The organism is Streptomyces sp. UNOC14_S4 (assembly GCF_020740835.1).
Taxonomy (GTDB): domain Bacteria; phylum Actinomycetota; class Actinomycetes; order Streptomycetales; family Streptomycetaceae; genus Streptomyces.
This window is the reverse complement of the sequence record NZ_JAINFC010000037.1, coordinates 1-12581: the sequence shown is the minus strand read 5'-3', so window position 1 is coordinate 12581 and position 12581 is coordinate 1. Positions and strand designations below refer to the sequence as shown.

Genomic DNA, 12581 nt, shown 5'->3' with positions numbered 1-12581 from the left:
TCCGCTGCGCCTGTCCCTGCGGCCACCTGCACCACGAGGACGAGACAGAGTGATGCCGACGTCCGGTCAGTCCCCCGCCTCGTTCACATGCGGCTCCACCAGTTCCTCGTACGCCGTCACCACGTCACCCGCCAGCAGGGTCGTGATCTCCTCGCGGGTCGGGGTGCGGCCCGTCTCCAGGGCGGTGGCGAGGCGGAGGTCGCGGGCCGCGGAGGCCTTCTGGCAGAGTTCGCGGGCGAAGCGGCCGTTGCCGAGAGTCTCGCCGAGACCGTGGCCGAGGGCTTCTGTGAAGCACTCGGCGAGGGCGGCCCGGCCGTCCGGGCTCACCGTGTCGCCCTGCTGCGCCACGAGGGACTCGGCGATGAGCACGAGTTCCTCCGCCGAGTAGGAGGGGAAGTCCACCCGGGTGGTGAAGCGCGAGGCCAGGCCGGGGTTGGTGGCGAGGAGGTCGGACATCTCCTTGCGGTAGCCCGCGAGGACCACCACGAGCCGGCCGCGGTCGTCCTCGGCGCGCTTGAGAAGCACCTGCACGGCCTCCGCGCCGAACGCGTCGCCGCCGTCGTGGCCGCTGTTGGCCAGGGCGTAGGCCTCGTCGATGAACAGCACGCCGTCCAGGGCGGAGTCGACGACCTCCGTCGTCTTGATCGCGGTCGCGCCCAGGTACTGGCCGACCAGGTCCACGCGCTGCGCCTCGACCACGTGCCCGCGGCTGAGCAGTCCGAGTCCGGCGAAGACCTTGCCGATGATGCGGGCGACGGTGGTCTTGCCCGTACCCGGTGGGCCCGCGAAGACGAAGTGCCGCGGGCGGGCGGCGGCCGGAAGGCCTTGTTCCTCGCGCAGCCCCGCCATGCGCAACTGCGCGATGAGCGTGCGGACCTGATGCTTCACCGGCTCCAGACCGATCATGGCGTCCAGCGCCTGCTGTGCCTCGGCGAGGAGTACGGCACGGGCCTCGTCGGTCAGGGGACCGCCGTCGTCGGCATCCGTGGCCTCCGGCGCGCCGCTCAGCTCCCGGACCGCCTCGGCCACGTCGTGGAGCTCCGGGTCGAGGCGCAGGGCGTGCCGATAGTGCTTCAGCGCCTCGTCCGGGTCGTCGAGCCCTTCGTGAGCGGTGCCGCGGAGGGCGGCCACCTCCGCCTCGAAGGCGTCGAGGCCGGTGTACCGCGGCAGCGGCGCGAGCACGTCCAGGGCCTCGGCGAACCGGGAGGTGCAGACGAGGGCCGTGGCCGCGTAGAGGTCCGCCTCGTCGGCGAGGGGACTGTCCCGCTGGACGGCACCGGTCCAGGAGAGCGCGTCGTCCCACTCCTTGACGCACACCGCGAGCCGGGCGCGCAGGAACTGGACCGAGTCGTTCTCGAACGGCGCCCGGTCCAGCGCCTCCGCCGCCTCCTCGTACTCCCTGTCCCGCAGCATGCCCGCCACGGTGGCCAGCCACAGGTCGTCCGCGGCCACGAGCTGCGCCTGGACGTAGTCGCCTATGGAGAACCAGGACGACAGCTCCGCCCCGAACTTCTCCCGCAGCGCCCCCAGGGTGTCCACGTGCTCGACGAGGGCGTCGAACGCCTCCTCCTCCCGCCACCCCGTGGCGTGCAGCCCCAGCCAGGCGTCGGCGGCGGTGGGGTCGTGCGCCACGGCCTCCTCGAAGAACGCCGCGGCCCCCTCCGGGTCGTCCCGCCCCCACAACGCCACACCCTGGTTCCAGGCCCGCTCGGCCTTCCTCACGGAACGCCGGTCGTCGAAAGCATCCAGCACAACCTTCTCCCCACTCGCATCAGACCCGACCCGCCGGAACGGGCAGCCGACCAGGTCATGATCATCCCAGGGGTGTACGGGGCGGGGCGAGCGTCGCGGCGCGTTTTGCCAGGTCGGATCGTGTCGTCAGGTCGGATCGTGTCGCCGGGTCGGATCGTGTCGCCGGGTCGGATCGTGGCAAGGTCCGGCCGGGACGGCGGGATTGCTAAGAGCCGGGCCTCCGGTCCCGCAAGAGCCCCAGCAGCCCCAGCACCCCCGCCATCAGCACCAGATGGAAGACCGTCGTCACCCCCAGCGCATGGGCGTACGCCGTGGCGTCGCCCTCGGCGGCCCCGCCCAGGGTGCCGAAGTAGAGGACTCCCGTCACCGCCACGCCCAGGGCGCCGCCCACCTGTTGGGCCGTGGCGAGGACGCCCGAGGCGGTGCCCGCCTCGGAGGGGGTGACGCGGGAGAGGACGGTGCCCAGGAGCGGGGGGACGAGGGGGCCGTTGCCCGCGCCGATCGGGAGGAGGGTGACCGCGAGTTCCCAGGGGCGCGGCGGGGAGCCCGCCGCCGCGAAGGCGATCACCGCCGCGTAGCCCGCCGCCGTGACGAGCGCGCCCGCGCGCAGCGTGCGCAGGCCGAAGCGGGCGAGCCTGCCCGACAGGAGGTTGGTGGCGAAGAAGGCGACGGCGAAGGGGAGATAGACGACCGCGGCGCCCAGCGCGCTCGCGCCCAGGCCGTCCTGGAGGGTCAGCGAGAGGACGAGGAAGCAGGAGTTGATGCCCGCGTAGGTGACGACGACCAGGCACGTGCCCACGGCGAAGGGCCGTTCCCGCAGCAGCCGCGGCCGGACGAGCGGCGAGCCGCCGCGGGCCTCCGTCCGGCGTTCGACGGCGAGGAAGGCGGCGAAGGCGGGCACGGCGGCGGCCAGGCTCAGCCAGGTCCACCAGGGCCAGCCCCGCTCGCGCCCCTCGATCAGCGGGACGACGAGCAGGAACAGCGCCCCGGTCAGCACGGCCGCCCCGCCCGGGTCGAGACGCCGGGCCCCGGGCGCCCGCGACTCCGGCACGTACGCGGCGGTGAGCGCCAGGGCGAGCAGCCCGACCGGCACGTTGACCCAGAAGACGGGCCGCCAGGAGGAGCCGAAGAGGTGCGCGGCGACCAGGACGCCGCCGAGCAGCTGGCCCGCCGAGCCCGAGATGCCGATCACGGCACCGAGCGCGCCCAGGGCCTGCGGCCGCCGCGCGGCCGGGACGAGGACCTGGATCATCGACAGCACCTGCGGGAACAGCGCGGCCGCGCCCACGCCCTGTGCCATCCGGGCGGCGATCAGGGCCCCCGCGCCGGGTGCCGTCGCGCACGCCACGGACGCGAGGGTGAAGAGCGCCGTGCCCGCCATGAACATCCGCTTGCGGCCGAAGAGGTCGCCGAGCCGCGCGGCCGTGATGAGCGCGATCGCGTAGGTGAGCTGGTACCCGGCGAGCACGAGCTGGACGTCGGCGGCGGACGCGTGCAGGTCGGAGCGGATCGCGGGGGCCGCGACGAGCACGATGAACGTGTCGAGCACGGCCATGAACGCCCCGGTGAGCATCACGGACACGGCCCGCCAGGGCACCGCTTCGGCGTCCTCGGCCGCGGGGCGGCGTTCGGGGAGTACGGCTGGGGTCTGTGTCATGACCCGATGCTCCGGCGATCATGTCCGGGCCTACAGTGACGACTTATGCTGGTATCCGGACCACCCCGAAAACTTTCAGACACCCGCGGAGCCGCCGAGGACGAGGCGCGCCGCCGGTCCCTCGCCGAGTTCCTGCGCTCGCGCCGCGAGCGGATCACCCCGCGCGACGTGGACCTCCCCGCGGGCCCGCGCCGCCGTACGCCCGGGCTGCGCCGCGAGGAGGTGGCCCTGCTCTCCGGTGTCAGCGTCACGTGGTACACGTGGCTGGAGCAGGCGCGCGCCATCACGGTGAGCAGGCAGGTGCTGGAGAGCCTCGCCCGTACGCTGCTGCTCGACGGCGCCGAGCGGCGGCACCTCTTCGCGCTGGCCGGGGAGCCGTATCCGGAGCAGGAACCCGCCGGCGGCCCCGGTCCCGCGCTCCAGCGGCTGGTGGACGCCCTCGACCCGCACCCCGCGTATCTGCTCGACGCCGACTGGAACCTGGTCGCGTGGAACCGCGCCGAGGCCGCGCTGATCGGCGACCCGGCACGGTTCCCGCCGGAGCGGCGCAACCTGCTGTGGCTGATGTTCACGGACCCGGCGCTCCGTACGCTCGCCGCCGACTGGCCGGGGCAGGCACGGCACCTGGTCGCCCAGTTCCGGTCGGACGCGGAGCGCCGCGTGGGCGAACCCGGGCCGGCGGCCCTCACGGACGGGCTGTGCGAGGCCAGCCCCGAGTTCCGTACGTGGTGGGAGGCGCACGACGTCACCGCCTTTGTCTCCACCCGGCGGGAGTTCCTGCACCCCGGCGTCGGCCGCCTGGTCTTCGACTACGTGAAGCTGGCGGCCCTGGACGCCCCGGGCGTCAAGCTCTTCGCCTGCATGCCCGCCGACGCGGAGACCGCCCGCAAGCTGCCGGAGCTGGCCGCGTACACGCCCTGACCGGCAGAGTCGCCCGGTTGGCCCTTTCCGCCGTGCGGCACGGCGGGTCCGCACGCGCAATGGACAGGGAGATGTCCGAGCACGTCAAGCACGCGTGGGACCGGCGGCACTTCCTCGGCGCGGTGGCCGGGGCGGGGGCGGGCGCGGTCCTCGCGGGCTGCTCGGAGGACGACGGCTCGCGACGGCGGGCCGACGGCGCCGCGTGGTCCGTCGCGGCCGAGAACGCACAAGCGGGCGACCGCGATTGGGCGCTGCGGCCGCGCGGCGCCGACCGGGCGGTGGAGGGCTTCGCGGACCGGGTGAGCGTGCTCCCCGGCGAGCCGTTGCGGCTGTATGTGTCCACCACCGCCGCGGAGTTCCGCGCGGAGGCGTTCCGGATGGGCTGGTACGGCGGCGCCCAGGCCCGCAAGGTGTGGGCCTCGGAGGCGATACGCGGCGGCACCCAGCCGATGCCCGGCGGCGCCGTCGGCCCGACCCGTACGGTCACGGCCGCGTGGCACCCGTCGGCGGAGGTACCGACGCGGGGCTGGCCGGAGGGCGCCTACCTGATCCGGCTGACCGCCGCGTCCGGGGAGCAGCGGTACGTACCGGTGACCGTGCGCTCCGCCCGTACGGAGGGAAAGCTGGTGCTGGTCAACGCGGTCGGCACCTGGCAGGCGTACAACACCTGGGGCGGGCACAGCCTCTACCACGGCCCCGGCGGCAAGGGGGACGACGCCGCGCGTTCGCTGGCGGTCAGCTGCGACCGCCCGTACGACGGCGACGGGGCGCCGCTGTTCACCACGTACGAACAGCCCGTCGTCGCCCTCGCCGAGCGGCTCGGGCTGCCGCTGGCCTACGTGACCTCGATGGACCTCGACCGCGACCCACTGCTGTTGCGGGGTGCGCGCGGGGTGGTCTCGCTCGGGCACGACGAGTACTGGACCCCAGCGATGCGCGACCGGGTCACGGCGGCCCGGGACGCGGGCACCAACCTCGCCTTCCTGGGAGCGAACGCCTGCTTCCGGCGCATCCGTCTGGAACGTACGGGCCTGGGCGACCGGCGGCTCGTCGTCTGCTACAAAACCGACTGGCCGCTGGACCCGATGTACGGCCGGGACGACGACGCCGTCACCACGGACTGGCGCGAACCCCCGGGCGCGCGGCCGGAGAACGCCCTGACGGGAACGTTCTACGAATCGAATCCGACGAGCGCCCCCTACGTCGTGGCCGACCCCGGGCACTGGCTCTTCGAGGGCACCGGCGCAGGCCGCGGCACGAGCTTCGCCAACCTGGTGGGCACCGAGTACGACCGGGTCGACGGCGGGGGGACCACCCCGCGCCCGCTGGAGATCATGGCCCACTCCCCGCTGGTGTGCCGGGGCGTGCGGTCCTTCGCCGACTCGGCGTACTACACGGTGAGCAGCGGGGCGGGGGTGTTCAGCACCGGGACGATGCGGTGGGTGGAGTCCCTGGTGGGCGACGGCGCGCACGGTATCCCGCCGGCCGCCGCGCGCTTCACGTCCCGGGTCACGGAGAACGTCCTGCGGGCCTTCGTGGAGTCCCCCGCGGGGCGGCACCGCCCGGCGTCGGACAACGTGGAGGCGTACCGCCCGTATGCGGGTGATCCCATCTGGGGTCACCGGGACTTGTGGTGACGGTGGGCCCCAGGGGTCGTTCACCGCCCGGCGGGCACGGTCTCCGCCTCCCCGCGCGGAGCCCGTTCCTCCGCGTCGGCCAGCCAGAAGAGAACGGGCGGCAGGCCGAGCTCGATCGCCGCCAGGACGATCTGGAACCAGTGCGGCCGACCGTGGACGGCGAACGAGATCACCCGTCCCACGCCGCCCAGCAGGAAGACGCCGGTCAGCCACCGCACCGCCTGGGCCGGGATGGGCCGTTGCCGGGCGGCCCGGAGCCAGGCCAGCCCGTAGCCGACGAAAATGGCCCCCATGAACCGGCCCCAGCTGTCGATCGTCGCACCCGCGGAACTCTCGCCGGGGATCGCCAGGTTGCCGACCACCACGTGTTCCATGCCGATCACCACGCAGGCCCAGCCCATCAGCTGTGCGAGTGCTCGAAGACCCCTTGCCATGATCCCTCCCGGATCGCCCGAGCGGAGCCTTAGTTGACATGCGTCTACTAGACTGGGTGTGCCAGTAGACACGTGTCAAGTAGTCTGCGTCCGTGCCTCCCCGCCGACGCCTCACCCCCGCCGACCGCCGCGCCCAGCTCCTCGCCGTCGGAGCACGGCTCTTCGCCGAACGCCCCTACGACGACGTGCTGATGGAGGAGGTCGCCACGGAGGCCGGCGTCTCCCGGGCCCTGCTCTACCGCCACTTCCCCGGCAAGAACGCCCTCTTCGCGGCCGTCTACCAGCAGGCGGCGGACCAACTGCTCGTCGAGACCCGGCTGGACCCCGCCGATTCCCTGGTGGAGCAGCTCGCCCAGGGCATGGACGTCCACCTCGACTACTTCATCGCCAACCGCAACGCCGTCCTGGCCGCGAACCGGGTGCTCGCGGGCGACCCGGTGGTCCAGTCGGTCCTGGCGAACGGGCTGGACGCCCTCCGCGCACGGCTGCTGGCCGTGGTCCCCCTGGCGGACGACGACACCCGCGAGGCCGTGTCCGCCGTCCTGAAGAGCTGGCTGGTCTTCGTCCAGGTCCTCTGCGTCGACTGGCTCACCAAGGAGACATGCACCCGCACGCAGCTCCGCGACACCTGCGTCGAAGCGCTCCTCGGAGGTCTACGGCCACTACTGGCCGACAGCCCCGCCAACGGGCGCCCCGCAAGGGGCGCGGGGCTGTGACATTGTGCGGCTCCGCCGCGCGGGCACGACCGCCTCGGGCCGCAGCCCCATAAGGGGCGCGGGGAACTGCGCGACAAGCCCCCACCGGCCCGCAGCCGACCGCGGGGCCAGGGGGCGTAGCCCCCTTCAAGGGGCGCGGGGAACTGCGCGGCCGGCCACAGACGACCGGTGGCCGCGCGCGAAGCGCAAGACGCACCCCAGTAGGCGCACCGGGGCACGGGGCACGGCCCCGGAAAAGTCCACATACCCCCAGCCCCAGTCCATGGCCAAAGCCCCGCGGCAAGCACTACGCACAAGCCCCATGAGACCACCCACACGCCTCAGAGCCGTCGCAGTCACAGCCGCGCTGCTCGCCGCACTCGTCGCACCCGCGGCGAACGCGGCCGACACACCCCCACCCACCCGCACGACCGTCGGCGACGTCACCGCCTTCCACCCCGACGACGACGGCAACGGCGACGGCTCCACGTACCGCCTCTCCGCAGGCACGGCGGAAGCCCGCGTCACCTTCGTCACCGCCGACACCTTCCGTATCGAGCTCGCCCCCGACGGCACCTTCACCGACCCCACCGGCAAGGACATCGTCCTGCCCCAGGGCAGGAGCCCCCGTACCCGCTGGAAGGACAAGGGCGACCGCTACGAGCTGAGTACGCCCGCGGTCACCCTGCGCGCGTACAAGGCACCGCTCCGCTTCGCGCTGTACCGGGCCGACGGCACCCGGGTCTGGGCGGAGACCAAGGGGCTGAGCTGGGACGCGGACAGCACCACGCAGACGCTCGCGCGCGGCGCGGGCGAGCAGTTCTACGGCGCCGGGATGCAGAACGGCCGCGGCAACACCTCGCACCGCGGCAGGACCGTCGAGGTCGGCGTCGACTACAACTGGGACGACGGCGGCCACCCCAACTCGGTGCCCTACTACCTCTCCTCCGCGGGCTACGGCGTCTTCCGCAACACCTACGCGCCGGGCACGTACGCCTTCGGCGACCCGGTGACGACGACCGAGAAGGAGCGGCGTTTCGACGCGTACTACTTCGCGGGGCCGACGGCCAAGGACGTCATCGGCCAGTACACGCGGCTGACGGGCCGTCCGTTCCTGCCGCCGGTGTACGGGCTGGAGATCGGCGACTCCGACTGCTACCTGCACAACGCCAACCGCGGTGAACGGCACACCCTGGACGCCCTGAAGGTCGCCGACGGCTACACGGCCAACGACATGCCGGGCGGCTGGATGCTCGTCAACGACGGCTACGGCTGCGGCTACGAGAACCTGCCGGAGGTGGACAAGGGCCTCGGCGAGCACGGGATGAAGACGGGGCTGTGGACGCAGGACGGCCTCGCCAAGCTGGCCGACCAGGTGAAGGCGGGCCAGCGGATCGCCAAGCTCGACGTGGCCTGGGTCGGCGACGGCTACAAATTCGCCCTCGACGGCTGCAAGGACGCGTACAAGGGCATCGAGGACAACAGCGACGCCCGCGGCTTCACCTGGGCACCGGAGAGCTGGTCGGGCGCGCAGCGCTGCGGGGTCCAGTGGTCGGGCGACCAGAAGGGCTCGTGGGAGTACATCCGCTGGCAGATCCCCACGTACGCGGGCGCGACCATGTCCGGTCTCGCGTACACCACGGGTGACGTGGACGGCATCTTCGCGGGCAGCCCCAAGACGTACGTCCGCGACCTGCAGTGGAAGGCGTTCCTGCCCGCCGTGATGACGATGGACGGCTGGGCGCCGAGCGACAAGCAGCCTTTCCGGCAGGGCGAGCCGTACACCTCGATCAACCGGAAGTACCTGAAGCTCAAGGAGTCCCTGCTGCCGTACATGTACTCCTACGCGGCGGAGGCCACGCGCACGGGCGTCGGCCCGGTCCGCCCGCTCGCGCTGGAGTACCCGGACGACCCGAAGGCCGCGTCGGACGCCGCGAAGTACGAGTTCCTGTCGGGCGAATCCTTCCTGGTGGCACCGGTCTACGCGGACACGGAGGTGCGCGACGGCATCTACCTCCCCAAGGGCACCTGGACCGACTACTGGACCGGCCGCACCTACGAGGGCCCGCGCACGCTGGACGGCTACCGGGCTCCCCTGGACACCCTGCCGCTGTTCGTCAAGGGCGGGGCGAACATCCCCATGTGGCCGGGCATCCGCTCGTACACGGACCGCACCGCGGACTCCCCGCTGGCCTGGGACGTCTACCCCCAGGGCACCTCGTCGTTCACCCTCTACGAGGACGACGGCGTCACCCGTGCCCACCGCTCGGGCGCCTCCGCCCGGCAGACCCTGACGGTCCGCGCCTCCGGCTCACGCGGCATCACCCTCGAACTGGGCGCCTCCAAGGGCGATTTCCGGGGCAAGCAGAAGGCCCGCCCGTACGAGTTCACCGTCCACACCAAGACCGCCCCGAGGACGGTGACCCTGAACGGCCGCGCGCTGCGGCAGGGCGACGGCTGGCGGTACGACCCGTCCGACCGCGGCGGCGTCCTGCACGTACGCACCGCGACCCTGCCGACGGACAGGGCGTTCACGATCGCCGTACGCGACTGACAGGCACCCTCAACGCGTGAAAGGGCGCTCCCCCGGACCGGCCGGAGGAGCGCCCTGTGGCACGAGTGGGGTTACAGCGCCACGCCCAGCAGGGCGTCCGCGGCGCGGGAGACCAGGCCCGGCGCGGCCGGGTCCGTGCCGCCGTCGGCGGTCTGGGCGGCGGCCCAGCGGTCGATGGCGGCGAGGGCGCGCGGGGCGTCGAGATCGTCCGCGAGGGCCTCGCGGACCTCCTCCACCAGGGCCTCGGCGGACGGGCCGTCGGGGCGCGAGACGGCCGCGCGCCAGCGGGCGAGGCGCTCCTCGGCCTCGCTCAGGACGGCGTCGGTCCACTCCCAGTCGGCCCGGTAGTGGTGGGCGAGCAGGGCGAGCCGGATCGCGGCCGGGTCGGTGCCCTGGCGGCGCAGCGCGGAGACGAAGACCAGGTTGCCCTTGGACTTGGACATCTTCTCGCCGTCGAGGGCGACCATGCCCGCGTGGACGTAGGACTTGGCGAAAGGGTGCTCGCCGGTCAGCGCCTGGGCGTGCGAGGCGCCCATCTCGTGGTGCGGGAAGACCAGGTCGGAGCCGCCGCCCTGGACGTCGAAGCCCATGCCGAGGTGTTCGAGGGCGATGGCGACGCACTCGATGTGCCAGCCGGGGCGGCCGGGGCCGAGGGAGGCCCCGTCCCAGCTCGGCTCGCCCGGGCGGGCGGCCATCCAGAGCATCGGGTCGAGGGGGTTCTTCTTGCCGGGGCGGTCCGGGTCGCCGCCGCGCTCGGCGGACAGCAGCCGCATCGCCTCGGCGTCGAGTCCGGAGACGCTGCCGAAGGAGGGGTCGGCGGCGACGGAGAAGTAGATGTCGCCTTCGAGCTCGTAGGCGGCACCGGCGTCGCGCAGCCGCTCGACCAGCGGGACGATCTTGGGTATCGACTCGACGGCGCCGATGTAGTGCCGGGGCGGGAGCATCCGCAGGGCGGTCATGTCCTCGCGGAAGAGCACGGTCTCGCGCTCGGCGAGGGCCGTCCAGTCCTCACCGTCGCGCACGGCCCGCTCCAGCAGCGGGTCGTCGATGTCGGTGACGTTCTGGACGTAGTGAACCTGCCGCTTGGTGTCGAGCCACACGCGCTGCACGAGGTCGAACGCGTTGTAGGTCGCCGCGTGACCCATGTGGGTCGCGTCGTACGGCGTGATGCCGCACACGTAGATACGGGCGACGGGACCGGGGGCGAGGGTCACTCGTCCACCGGTCGCGGTGTCGTGGATCCGGAGGTCGCGGCCACTGCCGGGCAGGGCGGGCACCTCAGAAGCGGGCCAGGCATGCATGACATGAGCGTAACCGGATGCACGTTCCGGATACGAACCGGATCCGGCTGATGGCCGAATCGTCGCTCTTGTGGAAGGTGCCGTGCTGTGCATCGCGGGGCGCGGCACTCGCTTTGCCCCGGCCGGTGGTCTTTTGCGCCATGGCTTTCACGCCATGGCCCCGAATCTCCCCCGGCCGCCGGGAACAGAACGGCCGGGGCGCGGGTTCACACCGGAGGCCAGGGAATGGCGGGCCACTGGCCGCTGGGCTCGCGATGGCGGCCCGTACGCAGCAGATCGGCCACGCGCGCCCGCAGCGCGTCGAGCTCGGCCGGGGTGATGAGCTCCGCGAGGCGCACGGCCAAGGGACTTTCTTCAGCCAGATCGGCTGAAAGTCGCCGTAGGGCCGCCATCGCCTCCTCGGTCAGCGGTTCGCCCGCCCAGCCCCACAGGAGGGTGCGCAGCTTGTCGTCGGCGTTGAAGGTCACACCGTGGTCGATCGCGTAGAGGCGGCCGTCGGCGGCGGGCAGCAGGTGGCCGCCCTTGCGGTCACCGTTGTTGATCACCGCGTCGAGCACGGCGAGGCGGCGCAGCCGCTCGTCGTCGGCGTGCACGAGCAGCGCGGTGCGGTCCTCCCCCACGTCGGCGTAGCCCACGGCCTTCCAGCCCTGACCGGGCTCGTCGCCCTCGACCAGCGCCAGCAGCGGGGTCACGGGGGTGCCCTCGGCCGTCTCCTCGGGCGCGTCGATCCACAGCTGGCACATGCCCGTGCCGTACGGGCCGTCGCGCAGCACCGTGGGCGGCACGAGCCCCCAGCCCATGGCCTCGGAGAGCTCGTACGCGGCGACCTCGCGCTGGGCGAGCGTGCCGTCGGGGAAGTCCCACAGGGGGCGCTCCCCCGCGACCGGCTTGTAGACACAGGCCGCGCTGACGCCCTCGTACTCGACCGTGCAGTACAGAACGGCGTTGGACGCCTCGCGGACCCGGCCGCGCACGGTGAGCTCGCCCCGGGTGAGCAGCTCGTGCGGGGTCACGCTCCGCGACGGTATCCGTTCTGGCGCGGACATACGTGTCCCTCCGGGTCGAGCGGCAGGCTGCACAGCGGGCACGGCGGGCGGCCCGCCTGGACGACCTCCAGCGCGCGCTTGGCGAAGGCGCGCGCCATGGGGCCGGTGAGACGGACGCGCAGCATGGGCGGGCCGTTGACGTCGTCCTGGAGGAGTCGCTCCTCCGCCTCGGCGAGGTCCTCCTCGGTGCCCGCCTCCAGCTCGACGAGCGCCTGGGCCTCCACGATCATGCGCTGGGAATCGCCGTCCCAGGCCAGGGCCATGGTGCCGACCCGGAACTCCTCCTCCACAGGGGAGTCCAGCGGCTTGTTGTCGGTGAGCTCGGTGGGGGCGACGGCGGGCACCGCGGCGTTGCCGCCGGTGCGCCGGACGACCTCGTCCAGCAGCTCGTCGATGCGCTCGGCGAGCGCTTCCACCTGGGCCTTCTCCAGGGCGACGCTGGTGGTGCGGCCGGCCGCGCTGGCCTGGAGGAAGAAAGTGCGGCGGCCCGGCAGCCCGACCGTACCGGCGACGAAACGGTCCGGCGGGTCGTAGAGGAACACCTGACGGGGCAACGTCCTGCTCCATTTGTATCAGTGGGCATC

General features: G+C 72.9%; 10 protein-coding genes. 4 read left to right on the top strand and 6 right to left on the bottom strand.

Translation table 11 applies throughout. The features are described from left to right. Positions 1-66: 66 nt before the first annotated feature. Together K6I34_RS05775 and K6I34_RS05770 are read right to left on the bottom strand one after the other, a co-directional pair. Positions 67-1752, bottom strand: coding sequence for an AAA family ATPase (locus K6I34_RS05775; protein ID WP_229322990.1), 1686 nt, complete (start codon positions 1750-1752; stop codon positions 67-69). 205 nt (positions 1753-1957) lie between these two features. Continuing rightward, on the bottom strand, positions 1958-3409 hold the full coding sequence (locus tag K6I34_RS05770; protein ID WP_229322989.1) for an MFS transporter: 1452 nt from the start codon (positions 3407-3409) through the stop codon (positions 1958-1960). Between the two features lie 45 nt (positions 3410-3454). Between K6I34_RS05770 and K6I34_RS05765 the strand changes: the two genes are divergently transcribed. Beyond that, a complete protein-coding gene (locus K6I34_RS05765) occupies positions 3455-4330 on the top strand; it encodes a helix-turn-helix transcriptional regulator (RefSeq protein ID WP_229322988.1) in 876 nt (291 codons plus the stop codon). 71 nt (positions 4331-4401) lie between these two features. Further along, complete coding sequence (locus K6I34_RS05760; protein ID WP_229322987.1) at positions 4402-5967, top strand: N,N-dimethylformamidase beta subunit family domain-containing protein; 1566 nt, start codon at positions 4402-4404, stop codon at positions 5965-5967. Positions 5968-5987: 20 nt separating this feature from the next. On the opposite strand, the gene K6I34_RS05755 is transcribed toward K6I34_RS05760, so the two are convergent. Beyond that, a complete protein-coding gene (locus K6I34_RS05755) occupies positions 5988-6401 on the bottom strand; it encodes a DUF4345 domain-containing protein (RefSeq protein ID WP_229322986.1) in 414 nt (137 codons plus the stop codon). 92 nt (positions 6402-6493) lie between these two features. Here K6I34_RS05755 and K6I34_RS05750 point away from each other — a divergent pair, with 92 nt between their 5' ends. Both K6I34_RS05750 and K6I34_RS05745 read left to right on the top strand, forming a co-directional pair. Continuing rightward, complete coding sequence (locus K6I34_RS05750; RefSeq protein WP_229322985.1) at positions 6494-7117, top strand: TetR/AcrR family transcriptional regulator; 624 nt, start codon at positions 6494-6496, stop codon at positions 7115-7117. 301 nt (positions 7118-7418) lie between these two features. After that, a complete protein-coding gene (locus K6I34_RS05745) occupies positions 7419-9650 on the top strand; it encodes a TIM-barrel domain-containing protein (RefSeq protein ID WP_229322984.1) in 2232 nt (743 codons plus the stop codon). A gap of 71 nt (positions 9651-9721) precedes the next feature. On the opposite strand, the gene mshC is transcribed toward K6I34_RS05745, so the two are convergent. The 3 genes from mshC to K6I34_RS05730 all read right to left on the bottom strand — a co-directional run bounded on the left by mshC (position 9722) and on the right by K6I34_RS05730 (position 12551). Then, positions 9722-10951, bottom strand: coding sequence for a cysteine--1-D-myo-inosityl 2-amino-2-deoxy-alpha-D-glucopyranoside ligase (mshC, locus tag K6I34_RS05740; protein WP_229322983.1), 1230 nt, complete (start codon positions 10949-10951; stop codon positions 9722-9724). 206 nt (positions 10952-11157) lie between these two features. Next, a complete protein-coding gene (locus tag K6I34_RS05735; protein ID WP_229322982.1) occupies positions 11158-11997 on the bottom strand; it encodes an SCO1664 family protein in 840 nt (279 codons plus the stop codon). Further along, positions 11961-12551: a DUF3090 domain-containing protein gene (locus K6I34_RS05730; RefSeq protein ID WP_229322981.1), complete on the bottom strand. Its 591-nt coding sequence runs from the start codon at positions 12549-12551 to the stop codon at positions 11961-11963. The genes K6I34_RS05735 and K6I34_RS05730 overlap by 37 nt, the downstream gene beginning before the upstream one ends. Positions 12552-12581: the final 30 nt, after the last annotated feature.